Source organism: Amycolatopsis sp. FDAARGOS 1241 (genome assembly GCF_016889705.1).
Classification (GTDB): domain Bacteria; phylum Actinomycetota; class Actinomycetes; order Mycobacteriales; family Pseudonocardiaceae; genus Amycolatopsis.
Genome location: NZ_CP069526.1, coordinates 3,206,268 through 3,227,912 on the forward strand (window position 1 = coordinate 3,206,268; position 21,645 = coordinate 3,227,912).

The window sequence follows — 21,645 nt, forward strand, 5'->3', positions numbered from 1 at the left end:
AGATCTCCTCATGGCAACGCGACCCGCTACCGACACCCAGGTCCTGGCCGGCCGTCCCTTTCCGCTCGGTGCTCACCCGGAAGCCGGAGGGGTGCGCTTCGCCGTCACCTCGGCGGTCGCCGAAGCCGTGGAGGTGTGCCTCATCGCCGACGACGGCGGCGAGCGGCGCATCGAGCTCACCGAGCGCACGTTCGGCGTGTGGCACGGGCTCGTCCCCGGCGTCACCCCGGGGCAGCGCTACGGCTACCGCGTGCACGGGCCGTACGACCCGATCCGGGGACTGCGCTGCAACCCGGCGAAGCTGCTGGTGGACCCGTATGCGCACCGGATCACCGGGCGGCTGACCGACCTCGGCGCCGCGCAGGGCTTCTCGGGCGACCCCGACCGCGGGCCGATGTCCACTGTGGACTCACTGGGCAGCGTGCCGCTGTCGGTGGTCGCCTCGCCGGGCGGGCCGGACACGGGCAGCAAGCCCGAGGTGCCGTTCGAGGAGTCGGTGATCTACGAGCTGCACGTGAAGGGGTTCACCGAGCTGCACCCGTTCATCCCGGAGGCGCTGCGCGGCACCTACCTCGGCGTGGCGCACCCGGTGGCGATCGAGCACCTCACCCGGCTCGGGGTGACCACCGTGGAGCTGATGCCGGTGCACGCGTTCGCCGACGAGCCGTCGCTCGTGCGGGCCGGCCGGCACAACTACTGGGGCTACTCGCCGCTCGGCTTCTTCGCGCCGCACCCCGGGTACGCCAGTGAGCCAGGTCGCGAGGTCGAGGAGTTCCGCTCGATGGTGGCGGCGCTGCACGCGGCCAACATCGAGGTGATCGTAGACGTCGTCTTCAACCACACCTGCGAGGGCGGGCCGGACGGGCCGACGCTGTTCCTGCGCGGGCTCGACGCCCCGGCGTACTACCTGCACACCAAGCGCGGGCACATGGCCGACATCACCGGCTGCGGCAACACACTCGACGCGGGTTCGCCGACCGTGGTCCGGCTCGTCACCGACTCGCTGCGGTACTGGACGCAGGAACTCGGCGTCGACGGCTTCCGGTTCGACCTGGCGAGCACGCTCGGCCGCCCGCGCGGCGGGATGTTCGACCGCGACTCGACGATGCTCACTGCCATCACGACGGATCCCGTGCTGTCGCGGTGCAAGCTCATCGCCGAACCGTGGGACGCGACGGGGGAGGGTTACCGCGTCGGTGACTTCGGCGCGCAGTGGGCCGAGTGGAACGGGCGCTACCGGGACACGGTGCGCGACTTCTGGCGCGGCGTCACCGGGGTGCGCGATCTCGCGTACCGGCTGTCGGGTTCGTCGGACCTCTACGACCACAATTTGCGCAGGCCGTGGCAGTCGATCAACTTCGTGACCGCCCACGACGGCTTCACGCTCCGAGATCTGGTGTCCTACAACGAAAAGCACAACGAGGCCAACGGCGAGGACAACCGGGACGGCACCAACGACAACCGCTCGTGGAACCACGGCGCGGAGGGGGAGACCGACGACGCGGCGATCGTCGCGCTGCGGACCCGGCAGGCGCGCAACCTCTTCGCCACGCTGATGCTGTCCACCGGCACCCCGATGCTGCTCGCGGGTGACGAGATGTGGCGGACGCAGGGCGGCAACAACAACGCCTACTGCCTCGACGACGAGACGTCCTGGGTCGACTGGACGCCGACGCCGGAGACCGAGCCGATGCTGTCGTTCGCCCGGCGGGTGGTGCGCTTGCGCGCCTACAGCCCCGCGCTGCGCCAGCCGGAGTTCTTCGAGGGCCGCACCACGCCCACCGGCAAGCCGGACCTCGTGTGGTTTCGCCCCGACGGCGAGGAGTTCGACGAGATCGACTGGTTCGACGAGAGCCGCCGCACGTTGTGCATGTGGATCGACGGGTCCAACTCCCAGGCGCGCAACCGCGAAGGTGCGCTCGTCACCGACCACTCGTGGCTGCTGATCCTGCACGCCGGCGAAGACGACGTCGAGGTGGTGCTGCCGGGCCCCGAGTACGGCGCCACCTACAAACCCACGCTGGACACCGGCACGGCCGACGGGAGCCCGGCGTACGTGGGGGTGCTGGAGCCGAAGTCCCGGATCGTGGTCGGGGCCCGGTCGGTGCAGCTGCTGCGGGCCCCCCGGGATCTCGTGCCCTGGCCGCTGCCGTGACGGCGGCGGGGCTGGTCGCATCGTTCAAGAAGATTCGAAGGCATCGTTCAAGAGACAACTGTCACCTGGTGTCCGCGGAATCCGCTTTTCACCCTGGTCGTTGGACGCTGAAATCCCCTGTGGTGATCTCCGAGGAGGAGAACTGATGACCGACCACAGCACACCGCCCGGGCCGCCCCTGCGCATCGGTCTGGTCGCCGAGCCGGCCAAGACCGAGTCGCGGGTGGCGCTGACCCCGGACACCGTGCGCAAAGCCATCGGCCTCGGCTACTCCGTCGTGGTGGAGTCCGGGGCCGGTGTGCGGTCCGGGTTCGGCGACGAGGCCTACCTGGCCGCGGGCGCCGAGGTGTCGGTCGATCCGGCGTGGGACGCGGAGGTCGTCGTGACGATCAACCCGCCGGACGCCGACCGGATCGAGAAACTGCTCCCCGGCACGATCCTGGTGTCGATGCTGGCGCCGGCGTTGGAGCCGGAGCGGCTGGCCGCGCTGGCGGCGCGGGGGGTCACGGCGCTCGCGATGGACGCGGTCCCGCGGATCTCGCGGGCGCAGTCGCTGGACGTGCTCAGCTCGATGGCGAACATCGCCGGGTACCGGGCGGTGATCGAGGCGGCGCACGTGTTCGGGCGGTTCTTCACGGGCCAGGTCACCGCGGCGGGCAAGGTGCCGCCGGCGAAGGTGCTGGTCGCGGGGGCCGGGGTCGCGGGGCTGGCGGCGATCGCGGCGGCGAACAGCCTGGGTGCGGTGGTCCGGGCGACCGACCCGCGGCCGGAGGTGGCGGATCAGGTGCGGTCGCTGGGTGGTGAGTACCTGGCGGTGGAGGTTGAGCAAGAGGCCAGCACCGACGGCTACGCCAAGGCCACGTCCGAGGCCTACGACAAGCGGGCCGCGGAGATCTACTCCGAGCAGGCCGCCGACGTGGACATCGTCATCACGACCGCGCTGATCCCGGGCCGGCCCGCGCCCAAGCTGCTCACGGCCGAGCAGGTCGCGTTGATGAAGCCGGGCAGCGTCGTGGTCGACATGGCCGCGGCGCAGGGCGGCAACGTTGCCGGCACGGTGGCCGGTGAGGTCGTGACCACGGACAACGGCGTGACGATCATCGGCTACACCGACTTGCCGGGCCGGCTGCCGGCGCAGGCCTCGCAGCTGTACGGCACGAACGTGGTCAACCTGCTGAAGCTGCTCACGCCGGAGAAGGACGGGCGGCTGACCCTCGACTTCGACGACGTGGTGCAGCGCGGACTGACCGTGGTCCGCGACGGTGAGGTCCTGTGGCCCCCGCCGCCGGTGTCGGTGAGTGCGGCGCCGCAGGCCGCGCCCGCGCCGCGGGCGGAGCCGGAGCCGGAGCCGGAGAAGCCGCGGTCGCCGTGGCCGCGGTTCGCGGTCGCGGCGCTCGGGGCGGTGGCGCTGTTCCTGGCGTCGGCGTTCGCGCCGCCGGAGCTGGCCGGGCACCTGACGGTGTTCGTGCTCGCGATCGTCATCGGCTTCTACGTGATCGGCAACGTGCACCACGCGCTGCACACGCCGCTGATGTCGGTGACCAACGCGATCTCCGGGATCATCGTCGTCGGCGCGATCCTGCAGATCGCCGGTGGCGGTGCCCTGACCACGATCCTGGCCGCGGCGGCAGTGCTGCTGGCGGCCATCAACATCGTCGGTGGCTTCACGGTGACGCGCCGGATGCTGTCGATGTTCTCGAGGAGCTGAGCCGGTGCACACCGAGACGTGGAAGACGGCGGCGTACCTGATCGCCGCCCTGCTGTTCGTGGCCAGCCTCGCGGGGCTGGCCAAGCACGAGACCTCGCGGCGCGGGGTGTGGTTCGGGATCGCCGGCATGGCGATCGCACTGGTCGCCACCGCGGCGACCGCGCTCGGGCTCGCGTCCGGGCTGGGGATCACGCTGCTGCTGGTCGCACTCGTCATCGGGGCCGCGATCGGGGTGTGGCGGGCCCGGGTGGTCGAGATGACGGGCATGCCCGAGCTGATCGCGCTGATGCACAGCTTCGTCGGTCTCGCCGCGGTGCTGGTCGGCTGGAACGGTTTCCTCGAGGTCGAGGCGGACAGCGCGCAGACCGAGCTGGCCGGCTCACTGCTGGGCATCCACCACGCCGAGGTCGTGATCGGCGTGTTCATCGGCGCGGTGACGTTCACCGGGTCGATCGTCGCCTACCTCAAGCTATCGGCCCGGATCCCGTCCAAGCCGCTGCAGCTGCCGGGCAAGAACGCGCTCAACCTCGGCGCGCTGGTCGCGTTCGCGGTGCTGACGGTGTTCTTCGTGCTCAGCCCCGCGACGTGGCTGCTCGTGGCGGTCACGGTGCTCGCGCTGCTGCTGGGCGTGCACCTGGTCGCCTCGATCGGCGGCGGGGACATGCCGGTGGTCGTGTCGATGCTCAACAGCTACTCCGGCTGGGCCGCGGCCGCGTCGGGCTTCCTGCTGGGCAACGACCTGCTGATCATCACCGGTGCGCTCGTCGGCTCGTCCGGTGCGTACCTGTCCTACGTGATGTGCAAGGCGATGAACCGCTCGTTCATCTCGGTCATCGCGGGCGGGTTCGGCGCCCCGGCAGCCACGGGTGGCGCGGAGGTGACCGGTGAGCACCGCGAGATCGACGCCGCCGGGGTCGCCGAGCTGCTCACCGGCGCCCGGTCCGTGGTCATCACGCCGGGTTACGGCATGGCGGTGGCGCAGGCGCAGGCCCCGGTGGCCGAGCTGACCCGGCGGCTGCGCGAGCAGGGCGTCGAGGTCCGCTTCGGCGTGCACCCGGTCGCCGGCCGGCTGCCCGGGCACATGAACGTGCTGCTCGCGGAGGCGAAGGTGCCCTACGACATCGTGCTGGAGATGGACGAGATCAACGACGACCTCGCCGGCACCGACGTCGTGCTCGTGATCGGGGCCAACGACACCGTCAACCCGGCCGCCGCCGAAGACCCCGGGAGCCCGATCGCCGGCATGCCGGTGCTGCGGGTCTGGGAAGCGGGCAACGTCGTGGTGTTCAAGCGGTCCATGGCCACCGGCTACGCCGGGGTCCAGAACCCGCTGTTCTTCCGCGAGAACAGCCAGATGCTCTTCGGCGATGCCAAGGAGCGGGTGCAGGACATCCTTGCGGCGCTGCCGGCCCGCGTCGGCTGAGTCGCTCCCCGCACGCGGTGCCCGCGTCGCCGGCCGGCGACGCGGGCACCGCTGTTTTGCGGGCCGGCCCGGGTGACCACTGTGGACGGTAGGTGCGGAACGGGTGCCCGCCCGGGCCGTCACCCGTTCCGGCAATTCCGGCACCCACCCGGCACGCGCGGCGTCCTGGTGAACGCCGTTCGACTTCCGTGTTACGGGCGGACCGCGAAAACCATGCTCGGGTGATTGTTCCGCGGTTCGACTTGCGATCTCGCCGGCACTGTGAGAGAGCGGGGAAATTGCGCCCGGAGGGAGTGGTTTGGCCCGGCCGGGTGGCGGGTACGTTCGTAAAAGGCCCCGCTGTCAAGGGCTTTGAGTGAATCAGGCACACTGACCGTGCTCGCGTTCGCAGAGAAATCCACACAGGCAAGAGGGGCGTTGCCATGACCGGCCGGCTCGGTATCGACGACGTCAGCCCCACCGTGAGCTGCGGCCGATATCCGGCCAAAGCTGTTGTGGGGGAACACTTTCCCGTTTCGGCCACGGTCTGGCGTGAAGGGCACGACGCCGTGGCGGCGACGGTCGCGTGGCGGGGTCCCGGCGACCGCGTCTCGCGCCAGACGCGGATGGCCGAGCAGGGGAAGGGACTGGACCGCTTCGGCGCCGTGATCGTCCCCGACGCCGAGGGCATGTGGACCTACCGCGTCGACGCGTGGAGCGACCCCTGGGCCACCTGGGAGCACGCGGTCGAGGTCAAGATCGCCGCGGGGCAGGGGGCCGGAGAACTGGCCAACGACCTCGAGTCGGGCGCGCGCCTGCTCGACCGCGTGTCCCGCCGGCCCGACCGCCGGGCCGAGCGAGCGCTGCTCGCGGGCGCGGCGGCGGACTTGCGCGACGAGGGCCGCGACGTCGCCGCGCGCGTGGGAGCCGCGCTTTCACCCGAGGTGCGCCGGATCATGCACGAGTTCCCGGTGCGCGAGCTGATCACCAAGGGCAAACCGCAGAAGCTGTGGGTCGACCGCAAGCGCGCGGCGTTCGGGTCCTGGTACGAGTTCTTCCCGCGCTCCACCGGCGGCGTCGACGCCGAGGGCCGCGCGGTCCACGGCACGTTCGCCACGGCGGCCCGGGCGCTGGACCGCGTCGCGGGCATGGGCTTCGACGTGGTCTACCTCCCGCCCATCCACCCGATCGGGCGAGTGAACCGCAAGGGCCCCAACAACACCCTGGTCGCCACGCCCGACGACGTCGGCTCGCCGTGGGCGATCGGCGCCGACGAGGGCGGGCACGACGCGATCCACCCCGACCTCGGCACATTCGACGATTTCGACGCGTTCGTCGGGCGCGCGGAGGAACTCGGGATGGAGGTGGCTCTCGACCTCGCGCTGCAGGCGGCGCCGGACCACCCGTGGGTGCTCAAACACCCGGAATTCTTCACCACCCGCCCCGACGGCTCGATCGCGTACGCGGAGAACCCGCCGAAGAAGTACCAGGACATCTACCCGATCAACTTCGACAACGATCCGCGCGGGATCTACGACGAGGTGCTGCGGGTCGTGCTGCACTGGGTGTCGCACGGGGTGCGCATCTTCCGGGTCGACAACCCGCACACGAAGCCGCCGGACTTCTGGGCGTGGCTCATCCAGTCGGTGAAGGACGCGCACCCGGACGTCATCTTCCTGGCCGAGGCGTTCACCCGGCCGGCGCGGCTGTGGGGCCTGGCGAAACTCGGCTTCACCCAGAGCTACACGTACTTCACGTGGCGCACGACCAAGGACGAGCTGATCGAGTTCGGTGTCGACCTCGTCGAGCACTGGAACGAAGGCAGGCCCAACCTGTTCGTGAACACGCCGGACATCCTGCACGAGTCGCTGCAGCACGGCGGCCCGGCGATGTTCGCGCTGCGGGCGGCGCTCGCGGCCACGCTCTCGCCCACGTGGGGCGTCTACTCCGGGTATGAGCTCTACGAGCACGTGCCGGTGCGGCCCGGCAGCGAGGAGTACCTCGACTCGGAGAAGTACCAGTTGCGCCCGCGCGACTTCGAGCGGGCGGTCGCCGAGGGCCGCTCGCTGGAACCGTGGCTGGCGCGGCTCAACGCGGTCCGCAAGGCCCACCCGGCACTGCAGGGCATGCGGACCCTGCGGTTCCACCACGTCGACAACGGCGCGCTGCTCGCCTACTCCAAACAGGACCCGGCGACCGGTGACACCGTGGTGACGGTGGTGAACCTCGACCCGCACGGTGCGCAGGAAGGCACCCTGTGGCTCGACCTGGAGTCGCTCGGCTTCGAATGGCACGAGCGGCTCATCGCGCACGACGAGGTCACCGGGGAGACCTGGGACTGGGGCCAGGCCAACTTCGTCCGGCTCGAACCGTGGCGTGCCGTCGCGCACGTCGTCGCGGTGCGGCGCCGGCTCGCCGGGTAACCGGGCCCTCGAAAGATTTCAAGCCACCCTGCACGCACGGCACGCGGCAGGGACGATCGAACGTACCGCCGAATGCGGGACGAGGTGGAGTTTCATGGACGACGAGAGCCGGCCCGACGCGGCACTGGGCCTGGACGGCGTACCCCACACTGGTGAGGCGATGACCGCCGAGGGCCTGCTCGTGGAACCCCAGGCAGACGACTTCGGGCACGCGGTGGAGGCGCCGCGCGACCCGGAGTGGTTCAAGGGCGCGGTGTTCTACGAAGTGCTGGTGCGCGCGTTCACCGACTCGAACGGCGACGGCACCGGCGACCTGCGCGGGCTCGCCAGCCGGCTGGACTACCTCGAGTGGCTCGGCGTGGACTGCCTGTGGCTGCCGCCGTTCTACGCGTCGCCGCTGCGCGACGGCGGTTACGACATCAGCGACTTCCGCGCGGTGCTGCCGGAGTTCGGCAGCGTCGAGGACTTCGTGTACCTGCTCGGCGAGGGGCACAAGCGCGGCATCCGCATCATCACGGACCTGGTGCTCAACCACACGTCCGACGCGCACCCGTGGTTCCAGCAGTCGCGCCACGACCCGGACGGCCCGTACGGCGACTACTACGTGTGGAGCGACGACGACTCGCGCTACGCCGACGCACGCATCATCTTCGTCGACACCGAGACGTCGAACTGGACCTACGACCCGGTGCGCGGCCAGTTCTACTGGCACCGCTTCTTCAGCCACCAGCCCGACCTCAACTACGAGAACCCGGCCGTGCAGGACGCGATGATCGACGTGCTGCGGTTCTGGCTCGACCTCGGCATCGACGGGTTCCGGCTCGACGCCGTGCCGTACCTGTTCGAGCAGGAGGGTACCAACTGCGAGAACCTGCCGCGCACGCACGAATTCCTCAAGCGCTGCCGCAAGGTCGTCGACGACGAGTTCCCGGGCCGCATCCTGCTGGCCGAGGCGAACCAGTGGCCCTCGGACGTCGTCGAGTACTTCGGCGACCCGGACGTCGGCGGCGACGAGTGCCACATGGCGTTCCACTTCCCGCTGATGCCGCGCATCTTCATGGCCGTGCGCCGCGAGTCGCGGTTCCCGATCTCGGAGATCCTGCTGCAGACGCCGCAGATCCCGTCGGGTACGCAGTGGGGCATCTTCCTGCGCAACCACGACGAGCTCACGCTCGAGATGGTCACGGACGAAGAGCGCGACTACATGTACGCCGAGTACGCCAAGGACCCGCGGATGAAGGCCAACATCGGCATCCGCCGCCGCCTGGCGCCGCTGCTGGACAACGACCGCAACCAGCAGGAGCTGTTCACGGCGATGCTGCTGTCGCTGCCCGGTTCGCCCGTCCTGTACTACGGCGACGAGATCGGCATGGGCGACAACATCTGGCTCGGCGACCGCGACGCGGTCCGCACCCCCATGCAGTGGACGCCGGACCGCAACGCCGGCTTCTCCTCCTGCGACCCCGGCCGCATTTACCTGCCGGTGATCATGGACCCGGTCTACGGCTACGAAGCCCTCAACGTCGAGGCCCAGTCGAACAACGCGTCGTCGCTGCTGAACTGGACGCGGCGGATGATCGAGGTGCGCAAGCAGCACCACGCGTTCGCCGCCGGCGACTTCGTGGACCTCGGCGGTTCGAACCCGAGCGTGCTCGCCTACCAGCGCCAGTGGCAGCGGCCCGACGGGCGCCACGACGTCGTGCTGTGCGTGAACAACCTGTCGCGCTTCCCTCAGCCGGTGGAGCTCGACCTGTCCGCGCACCTCGGCTCGGTGCCGGTGGAGCTGACCGGCGGTGTGCGGTTCCCGGAGGTCGGTGAACTGCCGTACCTGCTCACGCTGCCCGGTCACGGGTTCTACTGGTTCCAGCTCGTCGAGCGGGAAGCCGAAGGCGAAATGAGGTGAGTCCGTTGGGCGACCACGAACACCTGATCCGGCAGCTCGTCGCCGAGCTGCCGGAGTGGCTGCCGGCGCAGCGCTGGTTCGCGGGCAAGGACCGGCCGATCACGGCGGTCCGCGCCCTCGCCGCGACCGAGCTGGTCGCGGGTGATCCACAGCTGCTGCACGTGGTCGTCGAGGTGGGACAAGGGGACCGGACCGAGCCCTACCAGCTGCTGGTGGGGCGCCGGTCGCACCCGCCGGAGATCGCGTCGACCGCCTGGATCGGCGCCGACGGGGGGCTCAACTTCTACGAGGCGAGCGGCGACGCGGACCTGACCGCGGTGCTGCTGGACAACATGGTGACCGGCGAGCGCGTCGGCCCGCTCTCGTTCGAGCACGAACCCGGTGCCGAGCTCACCGGCGGGCTGCGGGCGCGGCCCATCACGTCCGAGCAGAGCAACACGTCGCTCGTGTACGGCGGTCAGTACATCCTGAAGCTGTTCCGCAAGCTGAGCCCGGGGACCAACAAGGACCTGCTGCTGCACCGCGCGCTGCAGGAAGCGGGGTGCGTGCACATCGCGCAGGTCGTCGGCTCGATCACGGGCGAGCTGGCCGGCGCGCCGGCGACGGTCGGGATGCTGCAGGTGTTCCTGCCCGACGCGGTCGACGGCTGGGCCATGGCCAGCACGAGCGTGCGCGACCTGATGGCCGAACCCGACCTGCGGCCCGACGAGGTCGGTGGCGACTTCGCCGGCGAGGCCGAGCGCCTCGGCGCGGCGGTCGCCACCGTGCACACCGACCTGGCGGCGGCTCTGGGCGCGCACCCGGTGGACGAGTCCGAGCTCGACCGGACGGTGGCGGGCATGACCGAGCGGCTCGAGCGGGCCGCACGCGACGTCCCGCAGCTCGCCGAGCACGCGCCCGCGCTGCGGAAGGTATTCGACGCACTGCGCGAGCTGCCACCCGGCCGCCCGGAGATCTCGATGCAGTACATCCACGGCGATCTGCACCTGGGCCAGGTGCTGCGCACGGTCGGGGGCTGGCTGCTGCTCGACTTCGAGGGCGAGCCGGCCGCGCCACTGGAGGAGCGGCACGCGCTGCGCTCGCCTTTGCGTGACGTCGCCGGGATGCTGCGCTCGTTCGACTACGCGGCCCGGCAGCTGCTCGTGGGCCAGCCCGAGGAGCCGGCGCTCACCGAGCGCGCGCTCGAATGGGCGCGGCGCAACCGCACGGCGTTCTGCGCCGGATACGCCGCCGCGGCCGGCCCGATCGGCGACCCGCGCGAGCACGGGGAGCTGCTCCGTGCGTTCGAACTCGACAAAGCGGTGTACGAAGTCAGCTACGAGCACGCGAACCGGCCGGACTGGCTGACCGTGCCCATGGCGGCGATCTCGCGGATCGCCCACGGAGGTGAGTGAAGACGTGAACACGGCTCCCCGGGATCTGCCCGCAGCGGCTCCGTCCCCGCAGGACATCGACCGGCTGCTGGCCGGCTCGCACCACGACCCGCACTCGGTGCTCGGCGTGCACGCCGACACCGCCACGGGTGTGGTGGTCCGTGCGCTGGTGCCCGGCGCGAAGTCCGTGACGGCGCTCGCGGGCGACCGGCGTTTCCCGCTCGAGCGCGTCGTCGATGCGCTGTTCGCCGCGACGCTGCCCGAGCACCCGGGCGACTACCGGCTCGAGATCGGCTACGACGGGCACACCGTGGTCACCGACGACCCGTACCGCTGGCTGCCCACGGTCGGTGAGCTGGACCTGCACCTGATCGGCGAAGGCCGGCACGAGCGGCTGTGGGACGTGCTGGGCGCGCACGTGCGCAGCTACGACACCCCGCGCGGGACCGTCGAGGGCGTGTCGTTCGCCGTGTGGGCGCCGACCGCGCGCGGCGTGCGCGTGATCGGCGACTTCAACGGCTGGGAGGGGCGCGGGCACGCGATGCGCTCGCTCGGCTCGTCCGGCGTGTGGGAGCTGTTCGTGCCGGACGTGCCGGTGGGCACGTGCTACAAGTTCCGGATCCTCGGCGCCGACGGCCACTGGCACGAGAAGGCCGACCCGATGGCGTTCGCGACCGAGGTGCCACCGGCGACCGCGTCCAAGGTGACGAAGTCGGTCCACACCTGGGGTGACGACGACTGGGTCACGACCCGGGAGGCGACCAACTGGGCCGACGCGCCGATGAGCGTCTACGAGGTGCACCTCGGTTCGTGGCGGCCCGGGCTGGGCTACCGAGAGCTGGCCGGCCAGCTGGCCGACTACGTCCAGGAAACCGGCTTCACCCACGTGGAGTTCCTGCCGGTGGCCGAGCACCCGTTCGGCGGTTCGTGGGGCTACCAGGTCACGTCGTACTACGCGCCGACGTCGCGCTTCGGTTCGCCCGACGACTTCCGCTACCTCGTGGACCACCTGCACCAGCGCGGCATCGGCGTGCTCGTGGACTGGGTGCCGGCGCACTTCCCACGCGACATCTGGGCGCTCGCGCGGTTCGACGGCAGCCCGTTGTACGAGCACGAGGACCCGCGCCGCGGTGAGCAGCCCGACTGGGGCACGCTCGTGTTCAACTTCGGCCGCAACGAGGTGCGCAATTTCCTCGTGGCGAATGCGCTGTACTGGCTCGAGGAGTTCCACCTCGACGGGCTGCGCGTGGACGCCGTCGCGTCGATGCTCTACCTCGACTACTCGCGCAAGGAGGGGGAGTGGCTGCCGAACGAGTACGGCGGCCGCGAAAACCTGGACGCGGTGCGGTTCCTGCAAGAGCTCAACGCGACCGTCTACAGGCGACACCCGGGCGTCGTGATGGTGGCGGAGGAGTCGACGGCGTGGCCCGGCGTCACGCGGCCGACGCACCTCGGCGGGCTCGGGTTCGGCTTCAAGTGGAACATGGGCTGGATGCACGACACGCTGCGCTACCTGAGCCACGAACCCGTGCACCGCGCCTACCACCACAACGAGATGACGTTCTCGCTCGTGTACGCGTGGACCGAGAACTTCGTGCTGCCGCTCTCGCACGACGAAGTGGTGCACGGCAAGGGATCCCTGTGGCAGCGGATGCCGGGTGACGACTGGAACAAGGCGGCGGGACTGCGCTCGCTGCTGGCGTTCATGTGGGCGCACCCGGGCAAGCAGCTGCTGTTCATGGGCGGTGAGTTCGGGCAGCCGCGGGAGTGGTCGGAGTCGCGCTCGCTCGACTGGCACCTGCTCGAGAGCCCGCTGCACGCCGGCGTGCAGGCGCTGATGCGGCAGCTCAACGAGATCTACCGGGGCACTGCCGCGCTGTTCAGCGGCGACGTGCGCCCGGAGGGTTTCCAGTGGATCGACGCCAACGATTCGGCCGGCAACGTGCTGAGTTTCCTGCGCCTCGGGTCGGACGGGTCGCGGCTGGCGTGCATCGCGAACTTCGCGGGCGTCCCGCACCGCGACTACCGCGTCGGCCTGCCGGCCACCGGCCGGTGGATCGAGGTGCTCAACACCGACGCCGAGGTCTACGGCGGGTCCGGGGTCGGCAACCTCGGCGCGATCGAGGCGACGGGCAAGCCGTGGCACGGCCTGCCGGCGTCGGCCGTGCTCCAGCTGCCGCCGAGCGGGGTGCTGTGGCTGCTCGAGGAGGCCACCTCGACACCCCGGTGAGGTTGTCGGAAAATTCCTCACTTTCCCTCTTGTCGGTGACCAACCGCGCAGGCTACTTTGTTGCCACCCACAACAAACCGAGGTGGCGCCGCCAGGCTGCCCCTCGGGTGACGAGGGATGACGACGATGAAGCCTCTGAAGACGTCCACCAGGTGGCGGCTACTGGCGATCCCGGCCGCGGTGGCGCTGGCGGGAGGGATGACGTTTCGGCGCCGGCCGGCAGCGCGGCACCCGCGAGCCCGGCCGCCACGTTCACCGACGACTTCGACGGCCCGGCGGGCTCGCCGGCCGACGGGTCGAAGTGGAACTACGAGACCGCGACAACGTGAACAACCACGAGTGCGAGTGGTACACCTCCGGTGCGGCCAACGCGGCGCTCGACGGCCAGGGCCACCTGGTCCTCACGGCGAAGAAGGAGTCGTCCGGCAACAATTGCTGGTACGGCCCATGCGAGTACACGTCGGCGCGGCTCACCACCTCCGGAAAGTTCTCGACGAGCTCGGGTTACCTGGAGGTCCGCATGAAGCTCCCGCGCGGGCCGGGCATGTGGCCGGCGTTCTGGATGCTCGGCGGCGGCAACTGGCCCGGCGACGGCGAGATCGACGTCATGGACAACATCGGCAAGGAGCCGACCACCGTGCACGGCACGATCCACGGCCCCGGCTACTCGGGTGCCAACGGCATCGGCGCGGCCTACCACGGTCCCGATTTCTCGGCCGGCTTCCACACCTACGCGGTGGACTGGTCCACGAACAAGATCGTGTGGTCCGTCGACGGCAACGCCTACGCGACCCGCACGCCGGCGGACCTGAACGGCAACCGCTGGGTCTACGACCACCCGTTCTTCCTCATCCTCAACCTCGCCGTGGGCGGTGACTGGCCGGCGGCACGCAGTTCCCGCAGCAGCTCGTGGTCGACAACGTGCACGTGAGCTGACCCGTCCACAGCGGACATCCGGTTCCCCGCACCACCGGACGCCACCGCGAATTCGGGCCGCGGCGGCGGGCGGAGATCAGGCGGGCGCGGATCTCCGCGGCTTCGCCCCGGCTCGGCTCCCGGCGAGCCGGGCGAAGTCCCGGGAGGCCCGTCCGGCCGGCACCCCGAGGTGCCGCGGCAGCCTGACCCGGGCCGGACCTTCCCCGTTGCGGCGGAGGGGGAGTTCGGCCCGGGCCGGAACCACGTCGGCCCAGCGGCTCAGCGCCGGCCGCGCAACCCGGCCGTGGCCGGAAGCCGGGGCGGTCGGCGGAACGCGGCGCGACGGGATACTGCCGGGTCGGGTGCGGCGACGTCGGATCGGCTCCGCAGGTCCGGGAGCCACGACTACCTCCTGGCTGCGGTCCGGTTCGGGCCAGCGATTCCCGGCCGCCACGGCCGATCCGGCTACGTTCGATGTCCTGCGGTTCAGAGCCAGCCGCGGGCTCGGGCGTTCATGCCGGCTTGGAAGCGGGTCGTCGCGTTGAGGTCGGTCATCAGGCGCTGGACGCGGCGCTGGGTCGTGCGGGGGCTCCAGCCGAGGGCGCGGCCGATGCCCGAGTCGGTCTGGCCGGCGGCGAGCAGGGTGAGCAGGGTGGTCGTCGCGGGGTCGACGTCGGGGGCGGGTTCGGTGAGGGCCTCGGAGATCGGCACGGCACGGTCCCACTCGGCTTCGAAGAGGGTGACCAGGGCGTCCAGCAGCGCCGACGCGTGGATGATGTAGGCCGCGTCGACGACGTGCGGCGAGGAGCTGATCGGGATCACCGCGACCTCCTCGTCGGCCATCACCATCTTGATCGGCAGCTGCGGGCGCACGCGGGAGCGTTCGCCGTGCTGGCCGCTGGCGAGGATGTCGTTCGTGAGCCGGCCGGGGACCGCGATCGCCTGGCGGTCGTAGATCACGCGGTAGGTGATGCCTGCCTTGAGCCGCTGCCGTTCCGGGTCGAGGTTCTCCCCGGGGGCGCTGACGTAGGGCGGGCGGTCGAACCCGCGGATCTGCGTGCGCGCCTCGTCCTGCAGCCGGCGCACGCGCCCGTCGATGTTCTCCGCACCGGTGACGACCTCGACGAGTTCGGCCGGGTGCGTGAACCGGCTGGCTTCGCGGTGCACGGTCATCAGGTCCTCGATCGCCGCGCGGGCGCTGCGCAGTTCCGCCGCGCGCTCGGCCGCGAGCGCACCGAGTGCGATGTCGGGTGCCGCCGCGAGGTAGCGCGCGGGCCGGCCCGGCACGCGGCTCGCCATGCCGCTCGCGGTGAGCCGCGACAGCGCCCGCGCCACCTGCTGGGCGGAAAGTCCGCATTGTTCGGCCAGGTCCACGCCGCGCGTGCGCGGGTGGCCCAGCAACGCCGTGTACACCTTCGCGTCGACGGCCGGGATGCCCAGCGCGTCGAGGTCCCGCAGCTGCTGGCGTGAACCTGCCACTTGGCGACTATTGGTCATAGTGGCTATCTTGCGCCAGCCGCGCGGGCACTGGGAAATTGATCCGACCACTGAACTCCCCGTCCCCCCGACCCGAAAGGGAGCCTGGTGCCCCGAGCCCGAACCACGACGCTCCGCCGTGCCCTGATCGCCGTCACGGCCGCCGCCACCCTCACCGGCCTCGCCGTTCCCCCGGCCACCGCGGCCCCACCGGACGAGCAGCCCCCAGCCGCCAGGCACGTCGCGATGCCCGACGGCGGCAGCATCACCGTCGACCCCGACGGCACCGCGACCCGCACCGACGCGCACGGCAAGACCCTCGGGAAGACCGTGCTCGCCCTTCCTCAGGGGACTTCGGCCCTCGGCAGCCTCGCGCCCACCGACGACGCCGTCCGCGCCGCGTTCACCCGCACCACCACGCCGGCGCAATCCGCCGACGTCCTCGTCCAGCTGGCCGGTTCGACCACCGTCACCGGCGCCCCGCTGCCGGCCGGCCGGCGCGCGGCCAAGACGTCGGACACCGGCGTCAACGCGGCGCTCACGAAGGTCGGCGCCACCTCCGTCGAGCCCGTTTTCCCGGACGCCACCGACGTTCCCGCGCTCGCGACGACCGTGCTCGTGCACCTGTCGGGCCAGGACACCGACGCGGCCGCAAAGACGCTCGCAGCGACCCCCGGCGTGGTGAGCGCGCAGCCGAACCGGCGCGCCGCGACGATGTCGACCGGTCCCGTGCCCGTGCCGCAGCCCGCCGTCAAGGCGGCGAAACTGCCGCAGGCGCACCGGAACCCGCCCGCCGCGCTGCCCGCGAACTACGGCGTCACGTCGTCCGCCCAGAGCTACCTCAACGCCGGCGGCACCGACGCGCTCGGCGCATATTCGTTGCTGGGCAAGGAGTACGGCCAGCTGCCCGGTACCGGCGAGATCATCACCAACGTCTCGCTCGGCGACCTCACCGACCAGGCCATGGCCGACGCCGGCGATGCCTACGTCCAGGCCAACGGCCCGACCACGGTGCTGCGCGACGGCCGGCGCTACCTCGACATCCCGTCGATGCCGCTGATCCCCACCTACACCGCGGACTCCTCCGGGCACCTCGACCCGGCCGGCTCCGTCGAGAACGAGGACGCCACGCTCGGCGAGGTCCTGATGGACTTCGGGGTGATGGCGCCCCTGCCGCACGACCGCCAGCGCGCCGGCGCGCAGGGCGCCGGCTTCACCGACCTGCTGGGCATCGCACCCGGCGCGCAGTACCGGCTGGTCGTGCCCAAGGAACCGACGCTCGACCAGATCTCGGTCGCGCTGCTCGCCGCCGCGCGTCAGACGCCGCGCCCGGACGTGATCACCGCGAGCCTCGGCGTCGGCACCGACACCGTGGGCTTCCCCGGCCGTTACCTCGAGGACGACCCGGTGGCGCAGGCCGTGATCACGACGATCGTGCAGCAGTACCACATCGTCGTCACCGTCTCCGCCAACGACGGCACGCGGGTGTTCACCCCGGCGGCCGTCGGCCCGGATGGCGGCAGCACGCCGACCGACGTGACCAAGGACGCCCGCGACACCACCGACATCGGCGACGACCAGTTCTCCACCACGCCGACCAAGGTGCTCGACTCCGGCGCGATCGCCGTCGGGGGCACCACGCTCGACGACACGCTCGCCGTGTCGCAGCAGGCCGGCGGCGCGGCCGCGCACAACCCGACGTTCGCGACCACCCGCACCGACGGCGGCGGCCTCTTCTCCTCGGGCTTCGGCACGCGCGTCGACGTTTCCGCGCCCAGCGACGGAATTCTGGTCGTGGCACACACGCAGCGCGGGAGCGCGCAGGACGTCACGCCGGTGCTCAACGGCGGCACGTCGGCGTCGGCTCCGATGACCGCGGCCGCCGCGGCGGTGGTGCTGCAGGCCGCGAAGCTCACCGGCCGCTCGCTGAGCCCGGCCGACGTCCGGTCGCTGCTGCAGCGCACGGCGCGCCCGGTCGCGTCGCCGCCGCAGATGGACCGGCCGGTGACGGTCGGCCCGCAGCTCGACGTGACCGCGGCCGTCCAGTCCGTGCTGGGCGAGCACCGGGGCAAGACCGATCCGGCGATCACCCGCCTCTCGGTCGCCCACCGCGTGACCACCGGCGGGCTCGGCGGTTCCTTCACGGAGAACGCCGACGGCGGCCGCATCGACCTCGACACGGACGGCACGGGGGAGGGCCTCGTCGGCCCGGTCACCGTGGGCGCCGACGTGGTCGGCGCGCCCGCCAACGCGTCCTACGCGCTGGAGGTCAACGGCCACGAGTTCACCTCGAACGTGCCGGCGGTGCGGCTGAACCCGCGCGAAATCCTGGCCGCCGCGGGACTTCCGGTGGTGTCCACGCAGGACCGTTCGGTGCCGGTCACGTTCGAGGTGCGCTCGGGCCCCCGGGTGGTGGCGTCGGCTTCGCGGACGCTGACCTTGGGCCCCAGCGACGGCACCTACGTCGAAGCGCTCGCCCCGGTCGCGCCGGCGTCCGTGCCGGTCGGGCGCGAGGTGGCGGTGCACTACGACCTGACCGGCGTGCGCAACCTGTCGAACCCACAGCTGGTCGTGTCGACGCTCGGGCACTGGAACCCCGTCAGCGCACCGCTGTTCGGCACCGGGTTCGTGGCGCCGCTGACCGCCACGTCGGGTGACGTGGTCGTGCCGGCGTCCGCGTTCGCGGGCGGCGCGGGCGTGTACGGGATCGGGCTCGTGCAGCGGTCGGTCACCGGCAGCGCCGGCGACCCGACGTACGGCGAGTTCACCGCGATCCGCGTCGGCGGTCCCGCGCAGCGCCCCGACGCCCCGACGCTCACGGCGGGCGGCACGTCCGGGCACTTCGCCTCGATCACCCGGGCGGCACCGGGCTTCTCGCTCGGCTACGACGTGCGCGGCGTACCCGGCGCGACCGGTGCGGCGGTGGAGGTTTCGGCGCCCGCGCCGACGCTCTACAACGCGCTCAACACGGTGACCAACGCCAACGGCGATCGCCGTGATCAAGGTGGACCGAGCGCGGGATCCGTGGCGTACCAGCAGCTTCCGGCCCGCAACGGCGTCGCGAAGCTCGACGCGGTCCAGCTCGGACTCGGTGGTTCGCTCGACTACAACGTGCGGGTGTTCGCGACCGACCGGCACGGGAAGGTGGTGGGCCAGGCGTCGCCGACATCGTTCCTCGTGCTCGACGACGGGTATGCGCCGGGCGACAGCGTGGTGACGAGCTTCGCCGCCGCGTCGAAGGGATCGTCCTACGTCGCGCTGCGCGCGCCCGACGGCGGTGAGTCGGTGCGCGAGTACGACGCCGCTCACGGCACTTACGGCCGCGTGCTGGCGAACGACGCCTCGGGCAGCGACGCCTACCAGGTGCTCGGCGCGGACGCCGATCGGCTTGCGCTGCTGCACGTGACCCCCGCAGGGTGGACCGTCGAGACGTACGACACCGGGTCACTGCAGCGCGTCGCCGCGGTGACCGCCGAGGGCTACTCGGTGTCGGGCGGCCGCGTCGACGCGACCCGGCACCGCGCGGCGCTGCTGGCCAAGCGGACGTCGGACAACACCGACTTCGTACTGCCGCTGGCGCTGGCCGACGGTGCGCTCGGCACACCGCTGCCCGCGGATCCGCCGGGTGCGGTCACCGGCGGGTTCAAGATGATCGCGCTGGACCAGGCCAGCGGGCTGGTCTACCTGGCGCGCGCCGGCAGCGGCCTGATCTGCTTCGGCGCGGGCGCGGCCTCGGTGGCGGCGGTGGACCTCGACTCGGGCACGACCCGGCTGTCCGACGGGGGCAGCGTGTGCGCGAACGGGCTGGCGTTCGACGACGGCGCGAACAAGCTGTACGAGACGGTGTACCGCTCGGTGAGCCTCAACATCGTCGGCACCACCTCGCTGGGCTCGGTCGCCGGCGACACGCTCACGGCGGGTGGCTCGGTGACGGTGCGCCAGCAGCAGTCTTCGTTCCTGGCCGTCGACGGGGTGCACCACCTGGGGCTGGTCGCTTTCCGCACGCCGCCGGTGATCTCGCAGTTCGGCAAGGTCGGTGGGGTGATCACCGACAGCAACGCCACGAGCCAGTTCGCGGTGCTCGACCTGACGACCGGTAAACAGGTGTCGGTGGTGTCCGGGCTGAACATCGTGGCGGGCCCCTTCGGCGGCGAGGTCAACAGCCAGACGGAACGCTCGGCCCAGCTCGACCCCGCCACCCGCACCGGCTGGGTGCCCTCGGCCGACGGTAGGCAGCTGCAGCAGTTCCGGTACTGACGAGTCCCTCCCGGCGGCGCGGCCGGGAGGGCCGGGTGATGGCGGGATCGGTCCGATGTGGACCGGTCCCGCCATTTTTGCGGGTTTCGATCGCCGAAACCCGGGGCGGCAGGGCAAGATCGACAGCGTGGACCGACCGCTGGCTGGCAGGATCGCCGTCGTCACCGGCGCGAGCCGGGGCGTGGGCAAGGGCATCGCGCTGGAGTTGGGTGCCGCCGGCGCGACGGTGTACGTCACGGGCCGCAGCGTCGGCGCCGGCCCGTTGCCCGGCACGATCGCCCAGACAGCCGCCGAGGTGACGGCGCTCGGCGGTACCGGCGTCGCCTTGCGCTGCGACCACCACGACGACGCGCAGGTGGCGGCGGTGTTCAAGCGCATCTCCATCGAAGCGGCCGGCTCGATGTACTGGTGAACAACATCTTCTCCGCGCCTGACCTCGCGGGGTGGCTCGACAAGCCGTTCTGGGAGCTGCCGATCAAGGCGTGGGACGAGGTGCTCGGCATCGGCGCCCGCTCGCACTACGTGGCCAGCGTCCACGCCGCTGCGCTGCTGTTCGCCGCGGGCGGGGGCCTGATCGCGAACATCTCGTCCTCGGGCGCGGCCGCGTACACAGCAGGACACCGTCTACGGCGTCGGCAAGGCCGACGTGGACAAGATGACCGCCGACACGGCGCTCGAGCTGCGGCCCCGCAACGTCGCGGTCGTGTCCCTGTGGCCCGGTCTCGTGCGCGCCGAACTGCTGGCCTTCGCCGCCCGCCGGACGCGCGAGGGCCGCACGGTCCTCGACATCCCCGGCGCCGGCGCCTTCGACCTCGCCGCGGCCGAGTCCCCGCGCTTCGTCGGCCGCGGTGTCGTGGCGCCGGCGGCGGACCCGGACGTGCTCAACCGAGCGGGCACCGTCGAAACCACCACGGACCTCGCGGCGGCCTACGGCTTCACCGACGTGGACGGCACCCTGCCGGGCGAGATCGCGGCGTCCTGAGCGTCACCACCGGTGCCACCTAGGCGGATTCGCCCGGCACATTCCCGACATGGCTCGGCAAGCTCGCGTCCCCGGCCGCCCGGCCTAGCGGGCCGCGCCGGCCGGTCCGGAGCCCAGGTCGAGCAGCTCCTCGAAGAACCCGCCGATCCGGCGTTCGCGGTCGACGAGGTGGACCTCGAGGATCCAGTGCGACACCTGACCTTTGCGGTCCGGCCGGCGCATCGGCCGGTCGCTGCCCGGTGCGATGTACGACTCGATGCGCTCGCCGTCGATCGTTTCATGCGGGAACTGGCCCACGAGGTGCCCCGCGTGCGCGCCGCCGAACTCCCAGCCGGCGTCGGCGGCGAACTTCGTGACGTGCGCGTACAGCTCGGCGCCGCTCACGTCCGGGTGCGCCTCGAAGTACGCGCGCCCCGCGGCCCACACCACCGGCAGGCTGTCGCGCAGCCGCTGCTTCACCGGGTCGTCGCCCAGCACGAACGTCCGCCCGAAGTCGGCCTCGAACTCCTCGAAGATCGGGCCGAAGTCCACGAACACGATGTCGTCTTCGGCGATCACGCGGTCCGGTGGGTTCTCCCGGTACGGCTGCAGCGTGTTTTCGCCTGCGCGCACGATCCGCTTGTGCCAGTAGCGGTCCACGCCGAACAGATCGGCCGCGAGGTCGCGCACGGCGTCGCTCGCCTCCGTCTCGCGCACGCCCGGCGCGAGCAGCCCGCGCCGCTGCACCTGATCGAACAGCTCGACGGCCTTGGCCTGCGCCTCCAGCAGCCGCCGGGCGCGCAGCGCCTCGTCCTCGATCAACTCAGCCATGCCGCGACCGT

The 21,645-nt window shown here is 71.5% G+C and carries 12 protein-coding genes and 2 pseudogenes; 12 read left to right on the forward strand and 2 right to left on the reverse strand.

The window, feature by feature from the left end:
* The first annotated feature begins 10 nt into the window (after positions 1-10).
* The 8 genes and pseudogenes from glgX to I6J71_RS15780 all read left to right on the forward strand — a co-directional run.
* On the forward strand, positions 11-2,155 hold the full coding sequence (gene glgX, locus I6J71_RS15745; RefSeq protein WP_204095389.1) for a glycogen debranching protein GlgX: 2,145 nt from the start codon (positions 11-13) through the stop codon (positions 2,153-2,155).
* Positions 2,156-2,300: 145 nt separating this feature from the next.
* Positions 2,301-3,863: a Re/Si-specific NAD(P)(+) transhydrogenase subunit alpha gene (locus I6J71_RS15750; RefSeq protein WP_204095390.1), complete on the forward strand. Its 1,563-nt coding sequence runs from the start codon at positions 2,301-2,303 to the stop codon at positions 3,861-3,863.
* A 4-nt stretch (positions 3,864-3,867) separates the two neighbouring features.
* Positions 3,868-5,286: a Re/Si-specific NAD(P)(+) transhydrogenase subunit beta gene (gene pntB / locus I6J71_RS15755; RefSeq protein WP_204095391.1), complete on the forward strand. Its 1,419-nt coding sequence runs from the start codon at positions 3,868-3,870 to the stop codon at positions 5,284-5,286.
* Positions 5,287-5,708: 422 nt separating this feature from the next.
* On the forward strand, positions 5,709-7,688 hold the full coding sequence (locus tag I6J71_RS15760; RefSeq protein WP_204095392.1) for a maltotransferase domain-containing protein: 1,980 nt from the start codon (positions 5,709-5,711) through the stop codon (positions 7,686-7,688).
* 94 nt (positions 7,689-7,782) lie between these two features.
* A complete protein-coding gene (gene treS, locus I6J71_RS15765) occupies positions 7,783-9,591 on the forward strand; it encodes a maltose alpha-D-glucosyltransferase (protein ID WP_204095393.1) in 1,809 nt (602 codons plus the stop codon).
* Positions 9,588-10,985 (forward strand): aminoglycoside phosphotransferase, encoded by a 1,398-nt coding sequence (locus I6J71_RS15770; RefSeq protein ID WP_370542145.1) that lies wholly within the window; start codon positions 9,588-9,590, stop codon positions 10,983-10,985. The genes treS and I6J71_RS15770 overlap by 4 nt, the downstream gene beginning before the upstream one ends.
* A 4-nt stretch (positions 10,986-10,989) precedes the next feature.
* Complete coding sequence (glgB, locus tag I6J71_RS15775) at positions 10,990-13,194, forward strand: 1,4-alpha-glucan branching protein GlgB (RefSeq protein WP_204095395.1); 2,205 nt, start codon at positions 10,990-10,992, stop codon at positions 13,192-13,194.
* A 135-nt stretch (positions 13,195-13,329) separates the two neighbouring features.
* Positions 13,330-14,127, forward strand: a pseudogene (locus I6J71_RS15780) (family 16 glycosylhydrolase); the annotation flags it as partial.
* 468 nt (positions 14,128-14,595) lie between these two features.
* Here the strand turns inward: I6J71_RS15780 and I6J71_RS15785 are convergent.
* A complete protein-coding gene (locus tag I6J71_RS15785) occupies positions 14,596-15,588 on the reverse strand; it encodes a helix-turn-helix domain-containing protein (RefSeq protein WP_204095396.1) in 993 nt (330 codons plus the stop codon).
* A gap of 105 nt (positions 15,589-15,693) precedes the next feature.
* Here I6J71_RS15785 and I6J71_RS15790 point away from each other — a divergent pair, with 105 nt between their 5' ends.
* The 4 genes and pseudogenes from I6J71_RS15790 to I6J71_RS48250 all read left to right on the forward strand — a co-directional run bounded on the left by I6J71_RS15790 (position 15,694) and on the right by I6J71_RS48250 (position 20,824).
* Complete coding sequence (locus I6J71_RS15790) at positions 15,694-19,842, forward strand: S8 family serine peptidase (RefSeq protein ID WP_204095397.1); 4,149 nt, start codon at positions 15,694-15,696, stop codon at positions 19,840-19,842.
* 55 nt (positions 19,843-19,897) lie between these two features.
* Positions 19,898-20,254, forward strand: a complete 357-nt coding sequence (locus I6J71_RS15795) for an SDR family NAD(P)-dependent oxidoreductase (RefSeq protein ID WP_204095398.1) — start codon at positions 19,898-19,900, stop codon at positions 20,252-20,254.
* Positions 20,251-20,394 (forward strand): annotated as a pseudogene (locus I6J71_RS50735) (hypothetical protein); the annotation flags it as partial. The gene I6J71_RS15795 and the pseudogene I6J71_RS50735, both read left to right, overlap by 4 nt.
* Before the next feature lie 103 nt (positions 20,395-20,497).
* Entirely contained in the window at positions 20,498-20,824 is a 327-nt protein-coding gene (locus I6J71_RS48250; protein ID WP_239154877.1) for a hypothetical protein, read from the forward strand.
* 84 nt (positions 20,825-20,908) lie between these two features.
* Here I6J71_RS48250 and I6J71_RS15805 read toward each other — a convergent pair whose 3' ends face one another.
* A complete protein-coding gene (locus tag I6J71_RS15805; protein WP_204095400.1) occupies positions 20,909-21,634 on the reverse strand; it encodes a M24 family metallopeptidase in 726 nt (241 codons plus the stop codon).
* Positions 21,635-21,645 lie beyond the last annotated feature (11 nt).